21 protein-coding genes and 1 pseudogene are annotated in these 26,515 nt (G+C 60.9%); 10 read left to right on the top strand and 12 right to left on the bottom strand.

Annotated features, from left to right (window positions below):
- Positions 1–39 precede the first annotated feature (39 nt).
- From FO014_RS07155 to FO014_RS07135, 5 genes are all read right to left on the bottom strand, one after another.
- On the bottom strand, positions 40–2,211 hold the full coding sequence (locus tag FO014_RS07155; RefSeq protein ID WP_160028583.1) for a carbon starvation CstA family protein: 2,172 nt from the start codon (positions 2,209–2,211) through the stop codon (positions 40–42).
- 243 nt (positions 2,212–2,454) lie between these two features.
- Positions 2,455–3,165: a trehalose-6-phosphate synthase gene (locus FO014_RS07150; protein ID WP_105229623.1), complete on the bottom strand. Its 711-nt coding sequence runs from the start codon at positions 3,163–3,165 to the stop codon at positions 2,455–2,457.
- Between the two features lie 35 nt (positions 3,166–3,200).
- Complete coding sequence (locus FO014_RS07145; protein WP_160028581.1) at positions 3,201–4,580, bottom strand: glutamine synthetase family protein; 1,380 nt, start codon at positions 4,578–4,580, stop codon at positions 3,201–3,203.
- A 349-nt stretch (positions 4,581–4,929) separates the two neighbouring features.
- Complete coding sequence (gene yncE / locus FO014_RS07140) at positions 4,930–6,006, bottom strand: 7-bladed beta-propeller protein YncE (protein ID WP_160028579.1); 1,077 nt, start codon at positions 6,004–6,006, stop codon at positions 4,930–4,932.
- 190 nt (positions 6,007–6,196) lie between these two features.
- The gene (locus FO014_RS07135; protein ID WP_160028577.1) at positions 6,197–6,601 is read right to left on the bottom strand and encodes a putative T6SS immunity periplasmic lipoprotein; all 405 of its coding nucleotides are present in this window, start codon (positions 6,599–6,601) and stop codon (positions 6,197–6,199) included.
- Positions 6,602–7,561: 960 nt separating this feature from the next.
- Between FO014_RS07135 and FO014_RS07130 the strand changes: the two genes are divergently transcribed.
- Positions 7,562–8,698 carry a porin gene (locus tag FO014_RS07130; protein WP_111737779.1) on the top strand — a complete coding sequence of 379 codons (1,137 nt, stop codon included), beginning with the start codon at positions 7,562–7,564 and terminating at the stop codon, positions 8,696–8,698.
- Positions 8,699–8,723: 25 nt separating this feature from the next.
- On the opposite strand, the gene FO014_RS07125 is transcribed toward FO014_RS07130, so the two are convergent.
- On the bottom strand, positions 8,724–9,545 hold the full coding sequence (locus FO014_RS07125) for an AraC family transcriptional regulator (RefSeq protein ID WP_160028575.1): 822 nt from the start codon (positions 9,543–9,545) through the stop codon (positions 8,724–8,726).
- Between the two features lie 120 nt (positions 9,546–9,665).
- Between FO014_RS07125 and FO014_RS07120 the strand changes: the two genes are divergently transcribed.
- On the top strand, positions 9,666–10,049 hold the full coding sequence (locus FO014_RS07120; protein ID WP_160028573.1) for a hypothetical protein: 384 nt from the start codon (positions 9,666–9,668) through the stop codon (positions 10,047–10,049).
- Positions 10,050–10,058: 9 nt separating this feature from the next.
- Positions 10,059–10,937 (top strand): helix-turn-helix domain-containing protein, encoded by an 879-nt coding sequence (locus FO014_RS07115; protein WP_160028571.1) that lies wholly within the window; start codon positions 10,059–10,061, stop codon positions 10,935–10,937.
- A gap of 75 nt (positions 10,938–11,012) precedes the next feature.
- On the opposite strand, the gene FO014_RS07110 is transcribed toward FO014_RS07115, so the two are convergent.
- Positions 11,013–12,554 (bottom strand): glycosyl hydrolase family 28-related protein, encoded by a 1,542-nt coding sequence (locus FO014_RS07110; protein WP_160028569.1) that lies wholly within the window; start codon positions 12,552–12,554, stop codon positions 11,013–11,015.
- A 340-nt stretch (positions 12,555–12,894) separates the two neighbouring features.
- Between FO014_RS07110 and FO014_RS07105 the strand changes: the two genes are divergently transcribed.
- Together FO014_RS07105 and FO014_RS07100 are read left to right on the top strand one after the other, a co-directional pair.
- The gene (locus FO014_RS07105; protein WP_201282936.1) at positions 12,895–13,815 is read left to right on the top strand and encodes a L,D-transpeptidase family protein; all 921 of its coding nucleotides are present in this window, start codon (positions 12,895–12,897) and stop codon (positions 13,813–13,815) included.
- Between the two features lie 230 nt (positions 13,816–14,045).
- Complete coding sequence (locus FO014_RS07100; protein ID WP_160031372.1) at positions 14,046–15,212, top strand: phospholipase D-like domain-containing protein; 1,167 nt, start codon at positions 14,046–14,048, stop codon at positions 15,210–15,212.
- Positions 15,213–15,400: 188 nt separating this feature from the next.
- Here FO014_RS07100 and FO014_RS07095 read toward each other — a convergent pair whose 3' ends face one another.
- From FO014_RS07095 to FO014_RS07075, 5 genes and pseudogenes are all read right to left on the bottom strand, one after another.
- A complete protein-coding gene (locus FO014_RS07095) occupies positions 15,401–16,522 on the bottom strand; it encodes an iron-containing alcohol dehydrogenase (RefSeq protein WP_160028565.1) in 1,122 nt (373 codons plus the stop codon).
- A 479-nt stretch (positions 16,523–17,001) separates the two neighbouring features.
- Entirely contained in the window at positions 17,002–17,331 is a 330-nt protein-coding gene (locus tag FO014_RS07090; RefSeq protein WP_160028563.1) for a hypothetical protein, read from the bottom strand.
- 285 nt (positions 17,332–17,616) lie between these two features.
- Positions 17,617–18,291: pseudogene (locus FO014_RS07085) on the bottom strand (arginase family protein); the annotation flags it as partial.
- Entirely contained in the window at positions 18,288–19,481 is a 1,194-nt protein-coding gene (locus FO014_RS07080) for an MFS transporter (protein WP_160028561.1), read from the bottom strand. The pseudogene FO014_RS07085 and the gene FO014_RS07080, both read right to left, overlap by 4 nt.
- A gap of 86 nt (positions 19,482–19,567) precedes the next feature.
- The gene (locus FO014_RS07075; protein ID WP_105229640.1) at positions 19,568–20,227 is read right to left on the bottom strand and encodes a helix-turn-helix transcriptional regulator; all 660 of its coding nucleotides are present in this window, start codon (positions 20,225–20,227) and stop codon (positions 19,568–19,570) included.
- A 495-nt stretch (positions 20,228–20,722) separates the two neighbouring features.
- Here FO014_RS07075 and FO014_RS07070 point away from each other — a divergent pair, with 495 nt between their 5' ends.
- The 5 genes from FO014_RS07070 (at position 20,723) to FO014_RS07050 (ending at position 26,507) form a co-directional block, all read left to right on the top strand.
- The gene (locus FO014_RS07070) at positions 20,723–22,429 is read left to right on the top strand and encodes an arylsulfatase (protein WP_105233204.1); all 1,707 of its coding nucleotides are present in this window, start codon (positions 20,723–20,725) and stop codon (positions 22,427–22,429) included.
- Positions 22,426–23,610 carry an anaerobic sulfatase maturase gene (locus FO014_RS07065; protein ID WP_160028559.1) on the top strand — a complete coding sequence of 395 codons (1,185 nt, stop codon included), beginning with the start codon at positions 22,426–22,428 and terminating at the stop codon, positions 23,608–23,610. Before FO014_RS07070 ends, FO014_RS07065 begins: the two co-directional genes overlap by 4 nt.
- Positions 23,611–23,676: 66 nt before the next feature.
- Complete coding sequence (locus tag FO014_RS07060) at positions 23,677–25,170, top strand: APC family permease (protein WP_160028557.1); 1,494 nt, start codon at positions 23,677–23,679, stop codon at positions 25,168–25,170.
- Positions 25,145–25,732, top strand: coding sequence for a DUF3156 family protein (locus FO014_RS07055; protein ID WP_160028555.1), 588 nt, complete (start codon positions 25,145–25,147; stop codon positions 25,730–25,732). Before FO014_RS07060 ends, FO014_RS07055 begins: the two co-directional genes overlap by 26 nt.
- On the top strand, positions 25,725–26,507 hold the full coding sequence (locus tag FO014_RS07050) for an SDR family NAD(P)-dependent oxidoreductase (protein WP_105229644.1): 783 nt from the start codon (positions 25,725–25,727) through the stop codon (positions 26,505–26,507). Before FO014_RS07055 ends, FO014_RS07050 begins: the two co-directional genes overlap by 8 nt.
- Positions 26,508–26,515 lie beyond the last annotated feature (8 nt).

Genomic DNA, 26,515 nt, shown 5'->3' with positions numbered 1-26,515 from the left:
AGCGCCCGTGACTCACTCTATTATGCAGGCAAATTGCCGTTAATGCTGGGGTGAAACTTTGACCTCGCCCTCAGAGTTGGACGCCGTCTGTTCCGGCACCGGCACGTATGGGGCTTCCTGGTCGCTGCGCTGCGGGTTTTTGCGCGCCGCCAGCGCGGTTTTTATCCCGTAGAAGATAATGGCGTACACCACCAGCAGGAACAGAATGCTCAGGCCGGCGTTGGTGTAGTTGTTCACCACGATATGCTGCATATTGGCGATCTGCTGCGGGCTCAGGTCGCCGCCGGCGGCAATTTTCTGTTTGTACTCGTTGGCGAGATAGAAGAAGCCTTCCAGCTGCGGGTTATTGCTCAGCAGCTTCAGCCCCAGCGCATAGGTGGTGCAGATCAGCAGCCACACCGCCGGCAGCACCGTCACCCAGATGTAGCGGGTGCGCTTCATCTTGATCAGCACCACGGTGCCGAGCACCAGCGCCACCGCGGCCAGCATCTGGTTGGAGATGCCGAACAGCGGCCACAGGCTTTTCACGCCGCCGAGCGGGTCGACCACCCCCTGATACAGCAGGTAGCCCCACAGGCCGACGCAGCCGGCGGTGCCGATAATGCCGGCCACCAGCGAGTCGGTTTTTTTCAGGAACGGCACGAAGTTGCCCAGTAGATCCTGCAGCATAAAGCGGCCGGAGCGGGTGCCGGCGTCCAGCGCGGTCAGGATAAACAGCGCCTCAAACAGAATGCCGAAGTGGTACCAGAAGCCCATATCCGCCGCCGGCATAATCTTGTGGAACACGTGGGCGATGCCCACCGCCAGCGTCGGCGCGCCGCCGGCGCGGTTCAGCACCGACGGTTCGCCGATGTCTTTCGCGGTTTGCAGGATCTGCTCCGGGCTGATGACAAAGCCCCATGAACTGACTGTGGCGGCGGCGTGCACCGTCACATCCTTCAGCTGCGCCATAATCAGCGGCGCGTTATCGCCCCCCAGCTCGTGCAGGTTCGGCATGGTAATGCCCAGCGCCGCCGGCGGGGTATTCATGGCGAAGTACAGGCCCGGTTCGATAATCGATGCCGCCACCAGCGCCATGATCGCCACGAAGGATTCCATCAGCATTGCGCCGTAGCCGATGAAACGCGCGTCGGTTTCACAGGCCAGCAGCTTCGGCGTGGTGCCGGAGGCGATCAGCGCGTGGAAGCCGGAGACCGCGCCGCAGGCGATGGTGATAAACAGGAACGGGAACAGCGAGCCTTTCCACACCGGGCCGGTGCCGTCGACAAACTGGGTGACCGCCGGCATTTTCAGATCCGGGTTCAGGATCACGATGCCGATCGCCAGCCCGACGATCACGCCGATTTTCAGGAAGGTCGCCAGGTAGTCGCGCGGCGCCAGAATCAGCCACACCGGCAGCAGGGCGGAGATAAACGCGTAGCCGATCAGCGTGTAAGTAATGGTGGTGTCTTTAAAGGTCAGCGCCGGGCCCCAGTACGGATCGTGGGCGATCACGCCGCCGAACCAGATGGACGCCAGCAGCAGCACGATGCCGATCACCGACACCTCGCCGACGCGGCCGGGGCGCAGGAAGCGCATATAGATCCCCATAAACAGCGCGATCGGCACGGTGGAGCAGACGGTGAACACGCCCCACGGGCTTTCCGCCAGCGCTTTCACCACGATCAGCGCCAGCACCGCCAGAATGATGATCATAATCAGGAAGCAGCCGAACAGCGCGATGGTGCCCGGCACCGGGCCCATCTCCTTCTTGATGATCTCGCCGAGCGACGCGCCGTTGCGGCGTGAGGAGATAAACAGCACGATAAAGTCCTGCACCGCCCCCGCCAGCACCACGCCGCCAAGCAGCCACAGCGTGCCCGGCAGGTAGCCGACCTGCGCCGCCAGCACCGGGCCAACCAGCGGGCCGGCGCCGGCAATGGCGGCGAAGTGGTGGCCGAACAGCACGTTTCTGTTGGTCGGCACGTAGTTCAGGCCGTCGTTATTCACCACCGCCGGGGTGGCGCGACCGGCGTCCAGCTTCATCACCTTGGTGGCGATATACAGGCTGTAGTAACGGTAGGCCACCAGATACACCGCGATCGAGGCGACGATGATCCACAGCGCGCTGATGTGTTCGCCGCGCCGCAGCGCCACCACGCCGAGACAGGATGCGCCGAGTACCCCCAGCAGCATCCATGGGAGATGTTTGAAAATCCCCGTTTGTTTCATGAGATATTCCTTATTCCAGTCTGCAAAAAATGTGTAAAAGCATCCGCTTATAGATTTTTAGGGTGCGGATGTGGTCAGGTACGGCTTCCCCGGTAATAAGGGGCAGGTTTAGGAACAGCTCATCATCGCGCGCGGCGTAAAGCGATGGCAGATGAAATTGGCCGAGCGGTGCGATAGCCCGCCGAGCGGTTGAAATCGTCGGCTGAGCGGTTCCGCCGCGCAGGGCCGCGGCGGGCGGGGGCGTCAGCACAGCCGGCTGGCGTGCTGCGCGTCGGGAAAGATGGCGGTGCTGAAGATATGGCCGTCGACCTGATACTGATTGTCGGGCAGCGGCTCGACCTGGTAGGCGTTCGCCAGATAGTTGTGGAAATTATTGGCGTCGCCGAGGCTGCGAAAACCGATCAGATCGTAATAGAGCAGCGACTCAACCAGCTCGCGGTGCTGAGGAATGTTCTTCAGCAGCGGCGCGGCGGGAAACGGCAGCGCGAAAAAGAAACCGCACGGGTTAAGCAGCCCCTGTTCCTTCAGCGCCGCGCCGCAGGGCAGCAGTTGATAATCATCAATGCAGATCAAATCGCTCGGGCAGATGTATTCGCTGGCGATGGCGGCGATCTGCCGGTTGACCTGCCGGTAGGCCTGGTAGTTTTCCGGCGTGAAATGGGCCAGCTCGGGGCGGTTGTGGAACACCGGCCACAGCCCGTCGTGGTAGTAGCCCTGATAGTGGTAGTGAAACTCGCGGGTGGAAAAGGGAAAGGTCACCAGTTCATAACCGTTGCTGTGCTGCACCTGTACCGGCCGGTCGGCGGCGTCGGCGAAGTTTTCCACATTGCTGTCCCAACCCAGCCACAGCCCCTGGCTTTCATCGGTCAGGGTATTCAGCGCGTAGTCCTGAACGGCGGCGATAATATCATTGGCGTCACAGTGTTTATTGGAGAGCAGAACCAGACGAGACATCAAAGGGCTCCTTGGTTATTCGTCATCAATCGGGATTACAGCGGCCAGGCGCGTTCGGCGTCGGTAATCAACTGCTCAAACTGCGCCAGCTCCGCGCTTTTACAGCTGTGCCACAGGTCGCAGAATGCCGGGCCGAGCAGCCGTCGCAGCGCCGCACAGCGTTGAAACAGCGCCAGCGCCTGCGGCTGGCCGAGCGGCAGCGGCGTTGCCTGCGGATCGTCATAGCCGTTGCCGCAGCTGGACGGCGGCAGCGGCAGGTTCTGCTCCAGCCCGAACAGCATGCCGGCGAGGATGGCGGCGACGGCCAGATAGGGGTTGGCGTCGGCGCCGGCCAGCCGGTACTCGATACGCTGGTTGGCCCGATCGGCGCAGGGCAGGCGCAGCGCCACGGTGCGGTTGTTGTAGCCCCACGAGGCGCGCAGCGGCACATGCATCTCGGGGCGGAAGCGGCGGAACGCGTTGACGTTGGGCGCCAGCAGCGCCATGGAAGCCGGCATCAGCGCCAGCATGCCGGCGAGCACCTGGCGCATGGCGTCGCCGGGGGCATCGTCCTGCATGCTCAGGCGGTTGCGGCCCTGCGCATCCTGCAGGCTGATGTGGAAGTGCAGACCGCTGCCGGCCGTCTGCGCGTCCGGCTTGGCCATAAAGCAGGCATGCTGCCGGTGCTGCTGCGCCACCTGACGCACCAGCCGCTTCAGCGCCAGCAGCCGATCGCAACTGGCCAGCACGTCGGCGCCGTGGCGCAGGTTCAGCTCATACTGGCCGGCTGCCGCTTCGGCCACCACGCCGGTCAGCGGCAGTGCCTGCAGCCTGGCGTGGCGGGCGATATCCTCCAGCAGCGCACCGTGGCACGCCGGCGCATCAACGGCAAAGTTCTGCGATAACAGCGCCTCTTGCTGCCCGGGGCGCTGTTGCGGCGCATGGAGATAAAACTCCAGCTCGGCGGCGATCACCGGGTAATAGCCGAGGCGGTGCAGCCGCTCAAGCAGCTGCGCCAGCACCACGCGCGGCTCCAGCAGGCAGGGCGCGCCGTCCGTTTCTTGCATGGTCAGCAGCAGCTGCGCGCTATGCTGCGGGTCTTTGGCGCAGGGTCGTAGCGTGCCGCACACCGGCAGGCACAGCCTGTCGGGTTCGCCGGCCTGCTGGCCCAGACCGCTGTGCTCCACCACCTGGCCGTTGAGATCCATCGCATACACCGACTGCGGGAAATAGCAGCCCTGCTCCAGGGCGAACAGTTCCGAGACGGCGATGCGTTTGCCGCGGATTTGGGCGTTCAGATCGTGCAGATAGATATCGACGAACTCGGTGTCGGGATAATGGTGCAGATAGTTCTCGACCTCGGCGGCAAACGGCGCTTGCCGCGCCGGTTCCGGCGCGGTTAACAGCGGATGAAAATCGATGATATTAGCGTACATGGCGGCCCCCGGTGCATTGCGGGACGCGCCGGGAAAAGGCGGTGATAACGTGCAGAGATAAATGCATGAGGAGTGCTCTCATCAGGCCATAGTGGCGACATGATGATGTTATCCGGCAGGCGTAAAACCGTCTGTAAAAACGCCGTAACGATTGCGCAGGGGGAGATAAAAATGGCGTAAATAACGGGATAGAGGGGAGTTTATGCGGCGGTGAATACGCGAGGGTTTATAGGGCGATAGTGTAAAAGGAATTGCCGTTCACGTCAGCAGCAGAGGAATACTGCACGTTTACGGCAATGCCTATGAGGCCATCTGCGCAGGGATCCCCCTGCGCTCTGGGGACGCAGGATTATTTCAGGCTGACGCGAATAACATCGTCAGGGGCGGTAGCCTCTTTCTCGCGGCTGGAAGCCTGTTTCACGCTGACGTACAGCGTCTTGCCGTCCGGCGACAGCGCCAGGCTGTTCGGGTGGGTCGGCGTTTTCAGGGTTTCCCGCACCTGGTAGGTTTTGGCGTCAATCACGCTGACGGCACCGGCCTTACGGTGGGTGACGTACACTTCGTTGCGCGCCGGGTTAAACAGCACGGCCAGCGACTCCGGCACGTCGATTTTCTGCAGAATATCGCCGTTGCGGGTATCCACCACCAGCAGCTGCGGCTGTTTGGAGTCGGTGATAAAGGCGCGGTGATTCGCCGTATCCAGGCTGATATTCAGGAAGAAGTGCTCTTTGGATTCATCCAGCTTCTTGCGCGTCAGCACCTTGTTGGCAGCGGTGTCGATGGTGACCAGTTCGCCTTCGCTGTTGGTGACGTACAGGCGCTTGGCGGCGGCGTCCAGCGCCAGGCCGGTGCCGAATTTGCCGGTGTCGGTAATGGTGGTGCGCAGGGTCATATCCTTGCCGTTTACCACCCAGACCACGCTGGACTCGCCCAGACCGGTGATATAGACGGTATCGGTGCTTTCATCCGCCACCAGTTCGCGCGGCGCCAGCGGTTTCACGCCTTCGGCGCGTTTGCGCGCATCCAGCACCAGCCGGCCTTTCACCTCGCCGCTGGCGGCGTCGATGGCGGTGACGGAGCTGTTGACGGTGTTGCCGAAGAACAGCGTGTTGGTTTTGTTATTGATAGCGGCGCCGAACGGCTTGATATCGTTGTGAATAATCTGGGTTATGTCCAGCGTGGTCGGATCCAGGCGATACACCACGCCGCCTTTGTCCAGTTTACGGCTTTGCGAGGTCGCCAGATACAGCGCGTTTGCGCTTTGGCTATACGCCATTTCATAGGCGCCTTTACCGACCGGCTTGCGCAGCAGTTCGGATTCGGCCTGCGCCTGGGACGCGGTGGCAAACAGCATGGTGGTCAGCAGCATCAGAGGGAAAACCGCGCGCCCGCCAAGGCGACGGCCGGTTGTCATTACAGCGTTCATAACATCTCCATATGGTTAAAATTATTATTGCCGCGCAGCGGCCGGAACGGCTCAACATTGGCTTCAAAGGCAGCAACCTGCCGGGCGCGTTGTCGCACGCCGGTTATTATTTGAGAATAATAATCATTATTCATACGAAAGGGGAGCGGTTTATTGCCGACGGGCCGTTGAATGACCGTCTGCGCAGCGCTCAAGGGCGGAGAATCAGCCGGCCGTCGGGGGTTTTGGCGAGGGAAAATTCGTGGGTATATTTACGTCGCTCACGATCGTGATTAAGCGAGACGCCCATCAGCACCGTGTATTTGCCCGCCCGCCATGCGGCCTGCGGGTAGGTGACGCACCGGCCGGGCTGCAGTGCCGGCTGCGGGTGAATGTCAGGTGAGGTCCAGACGATATCCCATTGCTGCGACGTCTGTTGAGAGACGATGATGCCGCGGTTTTGCAGACTATCGTGACGGCTGACGCTGTCGGCAGGTACGGCGAAGCAGGGCTGGTTGTCTTGCAGCGAAACCTGCAGCGGGTAATACCACTGTTTTTCCAGCTGACAGCCGCTTAGAGTAAGTAGACTAAGCAATACCAGGGGGATTTTCCTCATGATAAGCCCATCCTGTTTATATAGTATTTAAAGAATGGTCGTAGCACCCATTCATAGCGCCTTTTTAAGTCAGGCCCTTTTATTCACTGCATATTTGATATTGCCAAACATGAGCCATTTCATGAATGAACCAGTGTTGATCATTAGCATTGGCTATGGAGAAATCTTCTTTGAAATTCTTGGGCGTGAAGTCTATTTCACCGTTCGGTGTTACGGCGGTGTCTTCGTTTTGTCATCCGAAAGGAAAATCGCTTCCGTTATGGACCCTTACCCGTGAATAATCGATGGCACTCTTATATATATAGCGTGATAACGTTATCTCTCTGGTGCTTTTGGTATGGTCAATTATTTTTATTCTTAAAAATAATTGAGGGAACAAAGTCGGATATTTTTAAGGAAGTAGAAATGATTTATGTCGTGTTTTCCGCTGTTATTCTTCCTATTTTCCTACCTTGCCAGCGATTGCCTCGACCAAAGCTTGGGGGGCGTGCGCGGGTCGGGTTAAGCCAATGTGGTGGATCGGTTAACGAGCCGGGAACTCTCCTCTGTTCTTCACGCTACGCGGACATCGAGGAATATGGATGGTGACTAATTGGTGCAATCACAACGCGGTGGATACCGGGCGGCACTCCATGTAGTTTCTATTGGTAATCATCACTACCCGTTCATTTTTTTGCCGGTGACCTATTTTTTGATTTGTTATTAAATGTTAATGACTGCCTGTGAGGTTGGTTAAATATTGTTTTTTGTGCTGGTTATTTGTGCGCTATCTGTTGTTTTGTTTCCATTGGTATCATTTTGATACGTTTTTATTTTCCCTTATCGCTATTTGTCTTTTTTGTTATTAGGTCGTGAAATTTTATCCCTTGCACCGTTTTGTTATATCGGGTAATTATTTGTTCATGGCCAAGAGCCATAGCACTTAATAATAAGAAATACTTATTTCAGACAGGGGTAGTAATGAAAATGATAAAAACGCCAATTATTATTGGCGGCGTCCTGCTGTCGGCGTTATCCGGCGCCGCGCAGGCGGAAATCACCGTGTTGGAGAAAAACCCGCAGAGCAATGTGTTGTTGGCGCCGCTGAGTTTAAAAGTGGGCGGCAGCATTCGGCCGGAATGGATTTTTAATAATGGCCCGGAGCCGGGCTATGATAAAAACGGTCATGACGGCGGCACGCGCTTTCGTTTCAGCGCTGATTACGCCCTGAGCCAGCATACCTCGGCCATCGGCTACTACGAATGGGGTGTGGATCTGGCGCACGCGCTGAGCTGGGACGGGCACTACGACGAAGACGGCAAGCGCGACTATCAGCGCCAGCTGTATGGCGGTTTTAAAGACGATCGCTACGGTACGCTGACCTATGGCCATCAGTACGGCATCTATTATTCCGTGGTCGGAATTAAAAGCGACGTCTGGGATAACGATGGTCACGCCGGCGGCACCGGCATTGGTATTTCCGGCGACTATGACGGCGGTAATAAACCCAAAAACAGCCTGAAATATACCAATGACTTTGGTCCGCTGACGCTGTACGCCAACTATTTGCTGCCGGAAGATGATTTGCATACCGCCAATAACCTCAGCTACCGGCGTTCCGGCGGCGGCGGGCTGGGGTTCGATTATAAAATCGATCCGACGCTGACGCTGAGCGCGGCGTATAGCTACACCGACGCCAAGGTGAAAGATGACCGTTATAACGAGCAGCAATATCACCAGCAGCTGTCAGGGACGGCGCTGACCTGGCAGCCGGACAACTGGTATATCGTCGGTACCGCCAGCTACTATAAAGATTATGTGCCCAGCACCCGCGAGCGCAGCCTGTCGCATTTCTTTGCCGGCGACGGCTACGGACTGGAAGGGTTTGTCGGCTATACCTTTAATATCGACAAGCCGTTCCTGAAATCCGTCCAGCCTTATGTGGCGGCGGACTCGCTGCGGCTGAAAGGGCAGGAGGATTACCACGCCAATCACGTCTATCTGGGGGCAGGCACCACCATCGGCTACGGTCTGTCGGTGTATGTTGAACGCACGCTGGCCAACAGCAGCGACAATGAGCCGGACTCCACCTGGGTGACGGTGTTTTACGACTTCTGACCGCCGGGCGCCGCGATCGCGGCGCCTACATGGCGATGGTGCCGGACGGCATTGGGCCGTCCGCCGCCTTTTCCGCCAGATAGCGCGCCGGCGGCTTGCCGACCGCTTTCCTGAACATGGTGACAAAGCCGCTGGCGCTCTCATAGCCCAGATCCAACGCCACGCTCTGCACGCTGACGCCCTGCGTCAGGCGTTGCAGCGCCAGCATTACGTGCAGCTGACGCCGCCAGTGGCCGAAGCTCATCCCCAACTGCTGCTGCAGCGTGCGGCTCAGCGAGCGTGTGCTCATGCCGATATGCTGCGCCCATTGCGCCTGCGTGCGCTTATTCGCCGGGTCCGCCAGCAATTGATCCATCAGCTGGCGGATACGCGCATCCTGGGAGACCGGCAGATGCAGATTCTCCACCGGCGCCGCCGCCAACTGATCCAACAGCACCGTCGTCAGCCGGCCCTCGGCCCCGTGCTGGTCATACAGCGGGGTAAAGCGGCTGGCAGCCAGCAGCAGTTCGCGCAGCAGCGGTGAAATGGTCAGGGTGCAACTGCTGGCGGGCAGATCGCCGGCGGCGGCCGGGTCGACAAACAGGGCATAACACTCGGTGGTGCCGGTGCCGCGCGCGCTGTGCAGAACATTGCCGGGCATCCATAGCGCACATTGCGGCGGCACCAGCCACAGCCCGTTTTCCACCTCGCAGCGCAGCATGCCGCGCGCGGTATAAATCAGCTGCGCCTTTTGGTGACGATGCGGCTCGACTTCCCAATTTTCGTTAATCGTCGCGCCCTGCACGGCGAACACCGGGCGCGGCACGTTATCAATGTCCAGACAGGCCTTTTTGGTGACAAAAGACATGAGAATGACTCTCATTTTGGCTTAAATGAAAAATAGTATGTCCTGATTGTGCAATGCGGTCTAGCGCCGTTGTCGATAAAGTAAGCGGCAATCCGATAACTGTATTGCAGGAGATGCAAGATGTCCTTTGACGCCGCAACCTTCCCTTATGTCCGCATGTATCGGCCCGCCGGGCAGCCGCGTGACGTCGTCGCCGAATTTGCCGAATTTGGCGCGCTGCTGGCGCGGCGGCAGCCGTTTGTGATTGTGTGTGAACCGCGCTCTGACGAGCAGGGGGAGCCGACTCGCGATGAACGCACACAGGTCGCGCTGTGGAAACGCGAACACCGTGCCGCGCTGAAACAGTATGTAAAAGGCATGGTGATGATCGAGCCGGATAGCGCGCGCCGACTTGCCGCGGGGCCGTTTGCCGAGTACTCCAGCAGGTTCTGGGGATACCCGGTCGAGGTTGTGGCTGATAGCGAACAGGCGCATCGGCTGGCGCAGGCGTGGTTGAATCAATAAGGGGGCTATATGCATCAACGGGCGGTGATTAATCAGCTGCTGGTGTGGATCGAACAGAATCTGGAACAGACGCTGTCTCTGGATGAGATCGCGGCGAAAGCCGGCTATTCCAAATGGCATCTGCAACGGATGTTCAAACGCCAGACCGGCCACGTTCTGGGCACCTACGTGCGGCGTAGAAGACTGAGCGCTGCGGCGCGCGAACTGCGGCTGACGGGCACCAGCGTGGCGATTATTGCGGATAAATACCAGTTTGACTCCCAGCAGACCTTCACCCGCGGTTTCCGTCAGCAGTTCGGTCTGCCGCCGGCCGCTTACCGCCGCAGTGCGGAGTGGCCGGGCTATGGTATGCAGCCGCCGCTGCGTTTGTGTGCGCCGCCGTTGCCGGCGGCGGACTTTGTCGAACTGCCGGCAATGCGGCTGGTGGGGCGGACACAGCGCCGCACGCTGACGTTAAACGAACTGAGCCGGCGGAAAAAAGAGCTGCGCCAGAGCGCCTGGAACGCGCTGCGCTGCCCGCTGTCCGGGCCGCCGGCGGTAGCCTACGGCCTGGCCCGGCTGGACGTCGACAGCCGCCAGCAGGATCGGCAGTGCATGGCGTACACCGTTGCCCTGGACGATGAGCAAACGGCGGGGGAGGTGGTGCGGATTGAACCGGGAGAGTACGTCAGCTTTGTCTACCAGGGACAGGCGGAGGATTTCCAGAGTTTTATCGCCCGCGTCTACGACAGCGTGATGCCGGCGCTGAATGTGGTGCGCCGCCCGGGCAGCGATATTGAGCGTTTTTACCCCGCGCAGGGTGGTTTTTACCATCAGGCCGGCGCGGCGATCCACTGTGAATATCTGATCCCCATTCGACGTTTGCCGGCGCAGGCAACGCGGCGCTGAGCGAGATCAACCGGTGAAAACCGGCGCATGATGCGCCGGCGGTGGAGGTGATGATGTCGCGATCCGAGAGGCGGATCAGGCGACGCGGATGGCGTTCATAAAGATATTTCTGCTGGCGCCGGTGCTTTGATGCACCAGCAGCTTCAGCCCGTCGACCTTGAACTGCATATTGGAGGCATACACCACGTTGGTAATAAACGCTTCATTGCCCCTGACGGTGACGTTTGCTTCCCCTGAGATACCTGTCGTGGTTGAGGTGACATATACCTTCCACATGGCGATAGTGGCTGAAGTATTCGCTCCCAGCGAGAAGATCCAGGTCGGGCTGTCATTGGGCACGTTAACCGATTTGTTTAACCCCAGCAGCTTGCTCTGATTGAAAAGGCGTAAATGGGTTCTGACCTGCGTTTCATCCTTATACGCGCTGATAAACGGCGTATTGCTGTGGCTGGTGGCCGTCATCTCCAGGCGATCCGCCGTGCTGGCCACGCCAAGGCCGCGATAGTTGGAGGTATCGTTGATTGATGTTGCGCTGGCCGCCCGGTACTGGCTGGTGAAGAGGTTATGCCCGATCAGGCCGCCGATATATTCAGGTTCAATGATGCATTTGCCGAAACCTCCGGTGCGAATATTGGCGACTACGTCAAAGTAGCGGGCTTCGGTGGTGGTGCAGGTAATGATTTTTTCCGCCGTGGCCTTCCAACTGCCGTCCTGGTTGCTCAGCGGTTTGCCTGCCGTCCAGGTGCTCTGGCCGTCCAGCGCACTCTGCGTATCGGTGACCAGAATGTAATAGCTGCCCTGATGATAGGAAGGCTCCGTCAGTACCGTGCCGGTGACGACGCCGTCGCTGATGGTGTCGCCGAAGCCGATAACTTTGCCGTTATTTTCCGTATCCGGGTTGTTGGCGCCCAGGTTCATCCAGACCGAGAACTTGCCGTTATAGTCGTAAGTGCCCTTGTAAATGTTGGCGTACTGCGCCCCCGAGAGCAGAATTACTCCGCCATATTTGTTTGAGGCGAACCATTGAATATCAAATGAATGGCACTCCGCGACGGTGGTAAAGCCCGGCACTTTATCACCGGTGCCGATCAGTGCCCCCAGATAGCCGCCGTACCAGCTGCAGCCGGCGAGGTCGTTCATCCCCGTTACCCGCTGGGTGTCTTTATAGCAGCGGTAACCGATAATGAAATTTTTCATGCTGCCGCAGTACAGCCTTGAGGCGGTGATGCCGTTCCCCCAGTTTCTGAACCAGGTCGCTTTATTGGCACCATTGAAGTATTCGACGCGCAGGTCAATGTTGTTTTGACTGCCGGCGGATTGATGGGGGGCGATCGCCGGTGTGGCATCCCACCATTTTTCCGGCAGCGCGGGGAACTGCTCGCCGACAATCAGCGATTGCAGGTGCAGCGCAAAGCCATTGCCGTCAGAGCCTATTAACAGTGTTTTATTAATCAGGTAGTTGCCTTTGCCGACAACTTTTCGGTATTTATTTACGCGAGCATGGTCGATGGCCTTCTGGATAGCATCGCTGTCATCGTGCAGGCCGTCGCCAACGGCGCCGAACATTTCCGGTGATAAGAAATAGCCGGTATTTTCTTCTAGGGTTGTACTCATCATTATCTCTCCGTTATACGTTTTCAGGTGAGCGGAACATCGGCTCGGGATAATGGTATAAACGGATAGCGTTGCCGGCACGGGATGCCTGTTGGGTGACGGCTGGCTAAACAAGGCGGTGATTTCTGAGGGGCGGAACAGCGGCGTGTGAACGGCGTCTGGCGGGGGATGGCGATGCGGGGGCAGGGATTTCGCGGCCGATAGTGATGAAAAAATGCGTGCCGATCGGCGTGAAAATTTCACACTTTTGCTTAAGTGAACATATAATGCGCATCCGGTCGTTGAAGGCCGAAGATAGTTTAGACAAATTACTGCCAGTGCGGCCCACCAAACCAACACGAAGATAAACATGAGCATTCGCGCGTTATTAACCCTGTTTACGGCCCTGGTGGCGTTCAGCCAGACCGCCCTCGCCGTTGTTTACCCTCTGCCGGCCAAAGACAGCCGTCTGGTGGGGGAGAATATCCAGATCCAGGTCCCTGAGGACAGCAAGCTGCCGCTGGAAAGTTTTGCCGCGCAGTACCAGATGGGTCTGAGCAATATGCTGGAAGCCAACCCGGGCGTCGATCCCTTCCTGCCGAAGGCCGGCAGCACGCTGACCATTCCGCAGCAGCTGATTCTGCCGGATACGCCGCGTCAGGGTATTATTATCAACAGCGCGGAAATGCGTCTGTACTACTACCCGAAAGGCACCAACACCGTGGTGGTGCTGCCGATCGGCATCGGTCAGCTGGGTAAGGACACGCCAATGAACTGGGTGACCAGCGTACAGCGCAAGAAGGACGGCCCGACCTGGACGCCGACCGCCAAAATGCGTGAAGAATACGCGGAGCAAGGGGAAATCCTGCCGGCGGTGTTCCCGGCCGGCCCGGATAATCCGATGGGGCTGTATGCGCTGTATATCGGCCGCCTGTACGCCATTCACGGCACCAATGCCAACTTCGGCATCGGCCTGCGCGTCAGCCACGGCTGCGTGCGTCTGCGCGCCGACGATATCAAATACCTGTTCGATAACGTGCCGGTCGGCACGCGCGTGCAGTTTATCAATGAGCCGGTGAAAGCCTCGGTCGAGCCGGACGGCAGCCGCTACCTGGAAGTGCACAACCCGCTTTCCGCCAACGAAGAGCAGCTGAAGTCGAAAGATCCGGTGCCGGTGATGCTGTCGCCGGCGGTTGGCAAGGTGCTGATGGACAGCGGCGTCAACCAAAGCGAAGTCGACGCGGCGATCAAAGCGCGTTCCGGCATGCCGGTGAAAGTGAACTGAGCAGCGTTCGCTGAGTCATACACGATAGAATGCCGGTCGGTGCGAACTGACCGGCATTTTTTTGTGAGAAAAACGACGCCGTCGCTTCTGTGGCCGTACACGGCACCTGTAGCGCCGGGTGGCTCCTTTCATCAATTAAGCCATAAATATCCGGGCTGGCTTGACAGATGAAGGCGAGACTATACCTAATGGCCGTCAGTTTTACGCCGCTATGGAGTTACCCGTTGAATATGAGTCATGATGCCGTCAATGCGCGTTTTGACGTGCCCGGCTATGAGCTGGTGTACAGCGCGCCGGTAGAAACCTGCCTGCAGAATGATGACCTGCGCGACAGCGCCGAAGTCTGGCGGCAGATGTTCGCCCAGGCGCGGCAGCGCATCGATATCGCCCAGTTTTATGTGATGAACCAGCCCGGCAGCCGGCTGGATGCGGTGCTGGCGGAACTGCGCCGCGCCGGCGAGCGCGGGGTGAAAATCCGCCTGCTGCTGGAGCGCAAGGGGCTGCGTAATTCGGCGGCGGATACGCTGGAACAGCTGGCGGCGATCCCGCAGTTGGCGCTGCGCGTGCTGGACTATCAGCCGCTGAGCGGCGGCATTATGCACGCCAAATACCTGCTGGTGGACGGCGAACAGGCGTTTGTCGGCAGCCAGAATTTTGACTGGCGGGCGCTGGAGCATATTCATGAGGTCGGGCTGCGCGTCAGCGATGTCGGTGTGGTGCGCCAGATACAGGCGGTGTTTGAGCAGGACTGGCAGGCGCAGGCGCTGCAGGCGCAGCAGCGGCCGGTGCCGCCGTTGACCTATCAGCCGGCGCCGCCGGCGGACAGTTATTTGCTCGCCAGCCCGCGCGCGTATGTGCCGCCGGGGGTGATCGATACGCAGAGCGAGCTGCCGCGGCTGCTGGCGGCGGCGCAGCGGCGGGTGCGGGTACAGGTGATGGAGTATGCGCCGCTCTCCTTCGGCCCGGGGCGCAGCCGGCCCTATTATGCGGTTATCGACAACGCCCTGCGCGGCGCGGCGGCGCGTGGCGTCCAGGTGGAGCTGATGGTGGCGGACTGGAACACCAAAAAGCCGGAGATCGCTTATCTGAAGAGTCTGGCGCTGCTGCCGAACGTACAGCTGAAAGTGGTGACCATTCCCGCCGCCGGCAGCGGGTTTATTCCCTATGCCCGGGTGATCCACAGCAAAATTATGACCATTGATGAGCGGCTTGCCTGGGTCGGCACCAGCAACTGGAGCGGCGGTTATCTGGATAATTCGCGAAATCTGGAACTGGTGCTGCATAACGATGCGCTGACCGCGCGGCTGGACCAGCTGTATCAGCAACTGTGGGACAGCCCGTATGCGGCGGCGCTGCGTATTGAGGAAGACTACCCGACGCCTCGGCCGGGCGGCTGAGGCATCTGCGGGGAAACAAAGGCCGATGTATCAAGCCGTTGCTCCCCCGCTTTAAGGTTTACCGATCTTTCTTCTTGCCGAAGAGTTTGATCAGCGCGCCGGCAATCAGGCCTACGGCGATGCCGGTCAAAATCCAGTCGATAATGCTCATGTTACTTCTCCGCTATTTCCTTGATCGAATTATATATTCATTCGATATGGAATGCCGCCTCTATCATCTGTTGCCGCTGCCGGGCGGAGTAGTCGAGCAGCGAATTTTTACTGTTGGACTTTTCCACGCTGATGCGCAGCTCGTCCGCCGTCAGAGCCAGCGGTTCCTGCCAGAACGGCGCGATGGCGTGTTCGGTGATGAAGTCGCTCAGGTAATGCTCGGGGCTGCCCGGATGTTGCGGGAACAGCCGCCCGGCCAGTTCTTGCATCAGCCGGCGCTGCTGCGGCTGCTGGCTCTCTGCCAGCAACTGCAGGAACGGCAGCAGCAGGCGGCCGCACACCTGGCCGTGATGGTAGTCGCGCAGTGCGCCTACCTCGCCGGCGATGCCGTGGATCACGCCCAAACCGGCGCTGCTCAGCGTCAGGCCGCCGAGATAGGATGCCTGCATAATGGCTTCGCGCGCATCGTCGCTGCGGTTCAATGCCGGCCAGGCGTCGAGGAACAGGCGTATGCCGCTCAGCGACTGCTCGCGCGTCAGGCTGCTGGCGGTTTTTGACAGATAGGCCTCGAACAGATGGGTGAAAGCGTCAATCGCGCAGTAGGCCAGCACGTGGTCGGGCGCGCCCTGCAGCAGCTGCGGATCGAGGATCGCCGTCTGCGGCACAAAATTGGCGTGGCGCAGCGAGGCCTTAACCTGCTTGACACGGGTATCGGTGATTACCGCGTTTTGGGTGACCTCGCTGCCGGTGCCGGCGGTGGTGGGAATGGCGATCAGCGGCAGGGTGGCGCCGCTGATGGGCGTATCGCCCACCTTTTCCATATAGCGCAGCGTCGGCAGCGGGTGTTCCACCAGCGCTGAGAATGCCTTGGCGGCGTCGATCACGCTGCCGCCGCCGATGGCCACCACCCGCGCCGCCTTGCCGCGCCAGCGTGCGACCCACTGGTCCAGCTCCTGCGGCGAGGCCTCATGGCTGACGATCTCCCGGCCGATCAGCAGCGGATCGAGCTGCGGCGCCAGTGCGGCGTATATCGGGCCATTGAGAAACGAGCGGCAGCTGAACAGCAGCGTGGGCTGCGGATCCTGCTCCAGCAGCGGGATCAACCGCCCGATGGCGCCCTGGCCGAACCAGGTGTGGCGGTTGGCGATGGTGAGGGTCATGCATGGCTCCTTGGCGAACGGCAAAACGCCAGCATAATTCAGCACGGCGGCGTGAACCATGATTTCTTGCCATGCAACAGCTTTATAGCTTTAGTTTTTTAACGTCAAAGCTCATAGTTAATTGGCCCGGTACCTGCGAAGCAGGCTGAACGTGCCTAAGCGCGGGCGCGGGGGCGCGCCTACGGCCCCTGCAATTGCCGTTCATCTCAGTGACAGAGAAATACTGTACGTTTACGGCAATTCTGATTACACATTGCTGACATAGGCCACGTATAAAAATACCTATCCGGCATACATAACTATTTCTGCCTTCAATCGTCATAGCATTAATATCTTAATGAATGCGCCTTTCAGTCGGGCGGGCAAGTTGTGACTGATTTAACACGCCTGCTTTTACCGGCTTGCATTTCAAGCAGTGAGATGCTTTTTATTACTTTCCGGCCGCCCGCTGATTTTCGGGCCGCGCCAGGCGCAGATTGTTAACCTGTTAATACTCGGAGGCGCGGATGGATATTCAGCTTGCCAGACTGACGACGGTGATTGACGCCGTGGCGACCCGCCATTTCTATCCGCACCTGCTGGCCTACCTGGAACGCTTCTTCGCGTTCGATAATGCGCTGGTGTACGCCTTTGAGCAGGATCGGCCGCCGTGCTGCCTGCTGAAGGCGGAAAAAGAGAACAGCGACCGGGTGAACGCGCTCTATCAGCAGGGCGCCTATCTGCAGGATCCGTTTTATCACGCGCTGAACGACGGGCGGCAGGGGGATATCTTCACGCTGCGCCAGTTGGCTCCGCGCGGTTTCTACCACAGCGATTACTACCGCAATTTTTACCGTAAAACCGGCTGGCGCGACGAAGCGGGCATTGTGCTGCAGCTGACGCCGCAGCGCCGGCTGGGGGTGTTTTTCGGTTCTTCACGGCGCACGGTGGCGCTGCGTCAGCCACGGCAGCAAGAGCTGCGCGAAGCGCTGATGCTGGTGCGCAGCGTGGCGCGTCTGCACGGCGATGTGGCGCCGGATGCCGCGCCGTGCGATCGCGGCGCGACGGCGCGCGCGACGCTGACCCCGCGCGAACGTGAAATCGTTGATTTAATTCTGGCCGGCGTCGGCGCCGCGATCCTGCTCGCCGGCATAGCCGGCCGGGAAGCAGCCGTCCTGATGCAGCGAAATGGTCAGCACGTCGTCGCGCCGCCAGTAGATGTGCTGGGTGCCGTTGCCGTGGTGCACGTCCCAGTCAATCACCGCCACCCGGTCAAGGCCGCAGCTCTGTTTGGCGCGTTCGATGGCGATAGGAATATTGGCCAGAAAGCAGAAGCCCATCGACTGTTCCGGCAGGCAGTGGTGGCCCGGCGGCCGCGACAGCGAATAGGCGTTGTCGAGCTCACCGCGCAGCACCGCCTCCAGCGCGCTGCAGGCCAGCCCGGCGGACAGCCTGGCGATTTCGTAGCTGCCGGGGCCGAGCGGCGCTTCCTCACCCAGCAGGCCGCCGCCGTTGTCGCTCAGCTGCTTGAAGCGTTGCAGATAGTGGGGCGGGTGAATACGCTGCAGGTCCTGTTCGTCCGCCAGTTCGGCGCTGCGCAGCTGCAGCTGACGCGACAGGCCGGAGACGTCCATCAGGTTTTTCATCCGCCGTTTGGTTTCCGGCGATTCGGCATGGCTGGCGCCGGCGGGGGGCTGCACCCAGCCGCCGACCGGCAGCGTGGTGGCGTGCAGCCCGGTGCTGTGCCAGAAGCAGCGTTCATCGAAGAAAAAGCCGGTGTTTCTTTTCACGTTGCAGACTCCTTGTTAAAGGGCGCGCGCGACGCGCGGGATGCCAGCGAGATCAGCAGCAGCGACAGCAGGGCGCAGCTCAGTGCGCCGCCGAGCAGCGCGCCGAAGCCGCCGAAAAATTGCAGCAGATAGCCGGCCAGCAGCGGACCGATGGCCATGCCGCCGCCGATGACCAGGTTGATGCCGTTCATCAGTTTGCCGTTGTTATCCAGCCCGGCGACGGCCGCCAGCATAAACGGCAGTACGAAGGTCCAGGTGAATTTGAACAGCACCGCCGCGGCGGCAAAGCGCGCCAGCTGCGGGGTGGCGAACAGCAGCATGATACTGGTCAGCAGCAGCAGGTAGCCGAAGACCATCAGCCGCTGTCGCTGACGATGGTCACCGGTCAGCGCGGCCACGCCGGCGCCGGCGATGCCGAACAGCGTGGCGATGGCCAGCACCTGGCCGCCGTGCACCGCCGACAGCCCGGCGGCGGCGCCGATATTGCCGATAAACGTCCAGACCGCGCTCAGGCTGATATAAAAGCACAGCACTGCCGCCACCGCGCACAGCTTGCGCGCGACCGGGGCGGGGCGGCGGGACGTTGTCGTCTGCGGCGCCGGTCGGTAGCCGTCGGGAAAGGCGGCGATCAGCGGCAGGCAGCACAGCATCAGCGCCGCCAGTAGCAGGTAGACCGCCATCAGGCCGAACTGGGCAAACAGCGGCGGCAGCGCCAGCAGGCCGATCGCCCCCAGCGCCAGCTGGCCCAGCACCCAGCAGGCATAAACCCGGCTGGCGTTGCTGACGCCGGCGGCGCAGGTAATGCAAAGAATCATCAGCGTGCCGCCCGCCAGCGAGGCGATAAAGCGCAGCGCCAGCAGCGGGCCGAAGCCGCTTACCAGCGCCGAGGCCAGATTGCCGAGCAGAAAGACGCCGGCCGCCAGCCAGGCGACCCGACGCCAGTTGATGCGGCTCATCCACCACCAGGCCGGCAGCGTGGCGAGGCTCATCGCCCCCAGCTCGCAGGCGAACAGCCGGCCGATCTGCGCAGGCGTCAGACGCCATTCAGCGGCCAGCTGCGCGGCGATCGCCGGCGCGGTCATCAGCACGCCGGGTGCGATGGCGGCGAAGGCGATAATGGCGATCAGCAGCTTTGGCGGGCAGGGCAGCACCGCCCGCTGGGCAGGCGCGGAAAAGGCATCGCTGGACATAAATATATCCTTATGGCTGGCTATGATTTTATTGCGGCTGACGATAATAACGGCAATGTATTTCGCCAGGCTGGCGGCGGAACCTATTATCCCTGGGCGATAAATCCGCTGGACACCAATTCGGTGCGGTTTACCACTGCGGTTTTAGAAAATATATTGCGCATATGAGTTTTCACCGTGGAGAGCGAAATACCCAGCTTTAAGGCAATGCGTTTATTGCTGGCGCCTTCGCGCACCAGGTTGACAATTTCCTGCTCTTTGGCGGTCAGCAGCTGCGCTTCGCCCTCGGGCAGCAGGTCGCGCGTCGCCAGCTCAATCAGCGGCAGCACCGCGTGCAGCCGGCCGCGTTCCAGCGCGGTAAACGGCGTATCACGGATTAATGACACCCCGGCGACAATGCGCTTGCGTTGGCGAATAAAGATTTCGGTCATATCGCGCATATTATTCGGCAACATAAAATCATGGTAATACTGGCGGTTATTGGCGATGGCCGCCGGCGTCATATTTACCATGGTAATATCGTGCCGATGAAAGTTGGCCGGTTTCATCGGATCAATATGCTGGAAATCTGCCAAATATTGCCGATGCGTATTGGCGGAAATGCCCTGCAAAATATAATGCTCGGGTTTTAACTGGCTGTTGACCAAATAAAACACGCCGGCGGAAACGGGAATAAGATGCGCGATGGTGTTCAGGCAACTGGCAATAAAGGCATCGTTCGCCGCGGGCGCTGATGGTGTCTGCATAATGTCCTGCCCTCCCTTTATCGCCCTTAGCTCGCCGGCGCGACCGCCGGGATCCGGGCACTATTGTGCGTAGTGGGGATCGGTTAATATGTGAACGATAACAGCATAGTTGTCGCAATTATGCAACACAATAAAAACATATTAACAACGTGAGGTGGCTTGCAATAAACTACATAAATAACAATGAGCCAGAGCGGTAATTGTCACGTTTCTAATGCGTGAATCCTGCCTTTTTATTAAAACATTAATAAAGTTTTCCGCCGCTTGTTCTCTGAATTTTCACCCGATTTTCTGCCCTGCGGGCGATCGCATGCGGCGCTGCGCGTGACGCCGCCGCCGCTGACGATGCCGTTTTACCCTCGTCCTTAAGAACGATAGTCAAAAATTTCTTTTGCTTTCTACACTCGAAAATTACGGCTGATGAAAAAGTATACCGGCAATTTTCCGCAGGCCGTTAAGAAGAAAAAATGATGATGCTTCAGGAGCGAAATGGCGATGAAAAGAAAAGTGGTGGCAGTGGCGTTGAGCAGCGTGGTGTCAGGCCTGGCGCATAGCGCGCCGGGCGAACGGCCCAACGTATTGATTATTGTGGCGGACGATATGGGCTATTCCGACATCACGCCGTTTGGCGGCGAAATCCCGACGCCCAATCTGCAGGCGCTGGCAGAGCAGGGCGTACGCATGAGCCAGTTTTATACCTCGCCGATGTCGGCGCCGGCGCGGTCGATGCTGATGACCGGCAACACCAACCAGCAGGCGGGAATGGGCGCCATGTGGTGGTATCAGAACACCATTGCGCGTCCGGGCTATGAAATGCGCTTGACGGATCGGGTTGTTACGCTGCCGGAGCGCTTTCGCGACGCCGGCTACGCCACCATGATGGCGGGGAAATGGCACCTGGGCTACACCGACGGCGCGCGGCCGACCGATCGCGGTTTTGAACGGGCTTTCGCCTTTATGGGCGGCGGAACCAGTCATTTTAACGATGCGAAACCGCTCGGCACCGTCGAGGCGTTTCACACCTTCTATACCCTGAACGGCAAGCGGGTGTCGCTGCCGCAGGATTTCTACTCCAGCGAGGCCTATGCCCGCCAGCTGACGCAGTGGATCGATGACACGCCGCAGGATAAACCGATTTTCGCCTATCTGGCGTTTACCGCGCCGCACGATCCGCTGCAGGCGCCGGATGACTGGATCGCCAGGTTTGACGGCCAATACGATGCCGGCTACCAGGCGATTTATCAGCAGCGCATCAAGCGGCTGAAGGCGCTGGGCATCATTAACGACAATACGCCGCTGCCGTCGCTGGCGCTGGATAAGGCATGGCAGGCGATGACGCCGCAGCAGCAAAAGTATGCGGCGAAAACCATGCAGGTGTATGCGGCGATGATCGCCAATATGGACGCGCAGATCGGCAAGGTGATGCAGACCCTGAAACAGACCGGGCGCGATAAGAACACCATCGTGCTGTTCCTGACCGACAACGGCGCCAACCCGGCGCAGGGCTTCTATTACGGCTCGCAGCCGGACTACTGGCGTCAGTTTGACAACAGTTACGCCAATATCGGCCGCAAGGGGTCGTTTGTGGCTTACGGCCCGCACTGGGCTAACGTCAGCAACGCGCCGTACGCCAATTACCATAAGACCACCAGCGGGCAGGGCGGCATCAATACCGACTTTATTATTGCCGCCCCGCAGCTGCAGCAGCATGGCACCATCGACCGTACGCCGATGGCGATCTATGACATTGCGCCGACGCTGTATGAATTTGCCGGCATCGACGCCGCCAAGCCGCTGAAAAAACAGGCGCCGCTGCCGATGGTCGGCGTCAGTTTCAAACGCTATTTCAGCGGCGAGGCCCAGGCGGCGCCGCGGCTCAACTACGCCGTGGAGCTGCACAATCAGGCGGCCTATGTCGACGGCGACTGGAAGCTGCGCCGGCTGGTGAAAAACGGCCCGCAGGCCGCCAGCGCGCCCTGGGGACTGTTCAATCTGCACGACGATCCGCTGGAAACCCGCGATCTGGCCGCCGAGCACCCGGAGATGGTCAAACGTCTCAGCGCGGCCTATCAGCGCTATGCCCGGCAGGGGATGGTGATTGAAGCAACAGGCAAGATGGTGGACTACCTCGGGGTGGATGCCGACGGCCATTATATCGGTATCGATCCGGCGACCCGCCAGCCGCTGGCGGAGGCGCCATGAATATCGATGCGCTGCGGGCGCGACAAATCCCGGTCAGCGGCGTAGCCCGCGCCGCCGCGCCGTTCCACCTGCTGGTGAAACCGGTCGGCGCCGGCTGCAATCTGGCCTGCCGCTACTGCTACTATCCGCAGCGCGGCGACAGGCCGACGCGGATGGACGATGCGCTGCTGGCGCAGTTTATCCGCCAGTACATCGCCGCCCAGCCGCGTTACAGCCGGGAGATCAACTTTGTCTGGCAGGGGGGCGAGCCGCTGCTGGCGGGCATCGGCTTCTATAAACGGGCGCTGGCGCTGCAGCGCCGCTATGCGCCGCCGGGCGTGGTGATCAGCAACAGTCTGCAGACCAACGGCACGCTGCTGACCGACGCCTGGTGCCGGCTGTTCAGAGAGCATAATTTTATTATCGGCGTCAGCCTGGACGGCGATCGTCAGACGCAGGACGCCCATCGTCCGGACCGGCGCGGCAACAGCAGCTATGACGCTGCGTTGCGCGGTATTGCGCTGCTGCAGCAGCACGGCGTGGCGTTTAACCTGCTGGTGGTGGTGCACGACGGCGTCGCCGACGCCGCCGCGGCGCTGTATGACCAGGTGACGGCGCTGGGGGCGCGTTTTCTGCAGTTTCAGCCGCTGATGCTGGAGGGCGACGCGCCGGCGGGCGGCTATAGCCTCAGCGCGGCCAACTGGGGGCGCTTTATGCGCGATATCTACCGCCGCTGGCGGCAGCGCGGCGACGTGGGGCGGGTGTTTGTGATGAATATTGAGCACGTCTACGCGCAGTATTTCACCCAGGTCAGCCCCGACTGCGTGCATGCGGCGCGCTGCGGCGGCAACCTGGTGATGGAGCAGGACGGCGGCGTCTACGCCTGCGATCACCTGATTGACGAGGCCCACCGGCTGGGGCGCTTTAACGCCGGCGATGAGCTGGCGACGCTGGCGGATGCCGCCCGCGCGCTGCCTTTCGGCCGGCGCAAGAGCGTACGGCGCGAGTGCCAGCGCTGCAGCGTGAAGATGGTGTGCCAGGGCGGCTGCCCGGCGCATCTGGGGCCGGACGGCTATAACCGGCTGTGCGCCGGCTACTACGCCTTTTTCTCCGAGGTGCTGGCCCCGCTGCGGCGCTACCCGCGCGACGCCGGCGGGCTGGCGCTGTGGCGCAGCGCACAGCCTGAGGCATCTCGTCCATAAGGACGATAGTCAGCGTTTTCCTTTCCTCTCTATAGTGCGTTAAGCCAACCTGCAGAGGATATTCCGATGAACCTGTCGTCGCGCCTTTCCGCCCACCTTGAACGAGGCAAGGTGGGCTTTCCCACCACGCTGGCCAGCTCGGTCGGCGTGATTATGGCCAGCCCGGTGATCCTGACCGTAACCAGCGGTTTCGGCATCGGCGGCGATACCTTTGCGTTGGCGATGTTGATCGCTTTTGTGATGATGCAGGCGCAGCTCACCACCTTTGCCGAAGCGGCGGCGATCCTGCCGACCACCGGTTCGGTCTACGACTACATTTCCTGCGGCATGGGGCGCTTCTTCGCCATTACCGGCGCGCTGTCCGCCTATCTGATCGTGCATATCTTCGCCGGTACGGCGGAAACCATTCTGGCCGGCATCATGGCGCTGGTGAATTTTGAACATCTCAACACCCTGGCGACCAGCCATAACGCCTCATGGATGGTCGGCGTCGGGCTGGTGGTGATTTTCGGCCTGCTGAACGCGTTCGGCATTGAGGCGTTCGGCAAGGCGGAAATCGTACTGACCTTCGGCATGTGGAGCACGCTGGTGATTTTCGGCATCGCCGGCCTGCTGTCGCCGCCGGCGGTGGCGCTGCCCGGCTGGTTCGGCAGCGCGCTGGACGTCAGCGATCCCTTTGCGGTGTTCAGCCTGGTGGGGATGGCGATGTTTATGTTCGTCGGCTGCGAACTGGTGACGCCGATGGCGCCGGAGATCAAACGCTCGGCCTGGGTGATCCCGCGCGCCATGGCGCTGGGACTGTGCGGCGTCGCCGCCTGTATGGCGCTGTACGGCGCGGCGCTCAGCCATCAGGTGGAGAACGTGGTGGTCGACGCCGAGCATCATGTGCGCCTGCTGGATACGCCGATGGCGATCCCGGCGTTCGCCGGCCAGGTGATGGGCGAATTCGGCAAATACTGGCTGGGCGTCGGCCTGCTGCTGGCCGGCGCGGCGACCATCAATACGCTGATGGCCGCGGTGCCGCGCATTCTGTACGGCATGGTGCTGGACGGCGCGCTGCCGAAGGCGTTCGCCTACCTGCATCCGCGTTTTAAAACGCCGGTGGTCGGCATTGCCGTGGCGGTGCTGATCCCCTGCGTGCACGCCTTCGCCATTCAGGGCGATCTGGAGCGCATTATCCCGATGGTGCTGGCGGCGGTGTGCGCCTGGGGCGTGGCCTACCTGCTGGTGACGCTGTCGGTGGTGCTGCTGCGCATCCGCCGGCCGGATCTGCCGCGCGCCTATAAATCGCCGCTGTTTCCGCTGCCGCAGATTGTGTCCAGCATTGGCATCGTGCTGGCGATTATCTATATCGCGCCGCCGGGCATGCCGCGCAGCGCGGTGTATATCCCGTTCGGCATCATGATCGGCCTGACCGCCGTGTACGCCCTGTTCTGGACGCTGTGCGTGCAGCGGGTCAACCCGTTCAAGCCGGTGCCGGTGGAGCTGGTGCTGATGCAGGCGCTGGATAAGTCGGAACGCGAGGAGGTGCAGTTTGATCGCCTTACCTCCCTCGGTTAACCGCGTCTGGCAGCGTGAACCGGCCGGCTACCGCGCCGGCAGCGCGCTCGACCGGCTGCAGGCGGATCTGCGTCCCTATGCCTGCGAGCGGCTGTCCGCCGGCCGTCTATGCCTGACGCTGCCGCAGGGGCCGCAGCTTGAGATCAGCGAACGGCCGCAGGCGCTGTTTCTGGCGTATATCGTCAGCCACCGTTTTTCCCTGAGCGGCCTCACTGCGCTGACGGGCAGCGCCCGGCTGACGGTGCGCGGCACCGGCTGGTGGCGGCGACGCGGCGTACGCTATTGCACGGCGGGCGATGAGGCCGCCGCCCGGCAGCTTACGGGCTGGCTGGCGCGCTATCCGCAAATCGGCGCGACGCTGGCGCGGCTGGATTTCCGCCATGCCCAGCTGACGCTGGCGGCGGGGCGCTGGCAGTTCAGCATCGAACATTTCGCCGCCTGTGAGGTGGTCAGCCGCCTGCCGCCGGGCCGGCGCTATTTACGCCTGACCGCGGCGCAGCGCTGTCTGCTGCTCAGCGCGTGTCTGATGGTGGCGCAACTGATGGAGAAAATCGATGACTAGAACGGTGGTGATTACCGGCGGCGGTACCGGCATCGGCGCTGCCTGCGCCCGGCAACTGGCCGGGCAGGGCGATCGGGTGTTTATTGTCGGCCGCCGCGCCGCACCGCTGCAGGCGCTGGCGGCGGAGATTGGCGCCACGGCGCTGGTGGGCGACGCCGCCTGCGGCGACAGCTGGCGTGACACGCTGCTGCCGCAGATTATGCGCCAGGGCGGGCGTATCGACTGCCTGATCGGCAGCGCCGGCGGAATGGGATTAGGCGCGCTGGGCGAGATGACGGACGCCGCATGGCGGCAGGCGCTGGACAGCAACCTCAACAGCGCCTTCGCCAGCGCGCGCGCCTGCCTGCCGGAGCTGGTGAAAAGCGGCGGCAGCCTGCTGCTGGTGGCGTCGATAGCCTCGCTGGCCGCCGGGCCGGAGGCGTGCGGCTACGTGACCGCCAAGCATGCGCTGATCGGCCTGATGCGCTCCGTGGCGCGCGATTACGGCCCGCTCGGGGTGCGCGCCAACGCAATTTGCCCCGGCTGGGTGACCACGCCGATGGCCGATGAAGAGATGCGGCCGCTGATGGCGGCGCACGGCTGGACGCTGGATCAGGCTTACCGTCAGGTATGCCGCGACGTGCCGCTGCGGCGGCCGGCCAGCGCCGAAGAGATCGCCGAAGCGTGCTGTTTTCTCTGCTCGCCGCAGGCGTCGATCATTACCGGCGCCACGCTGGTGGCCGACGGCGGCGCCGGCGTGGTGGATGTGCCTACTCTGGCTTTTACTTCCCTATAAGGAGCGAC

This window comes from Serratia rhizosphaerae, assembly GCF_009817885.1.
GTDB lineage: Bacteria > Pseudomonadota > Gammaproteobacteria > Enterobacterales > Enterobacteriaceae > Serratia_B > Serratia_B rhizosphaerae.
Note: the sequence above shows the minus strand (reverse complement) of the source record. Positions and strands in the feature narration are given on the sequence as shown.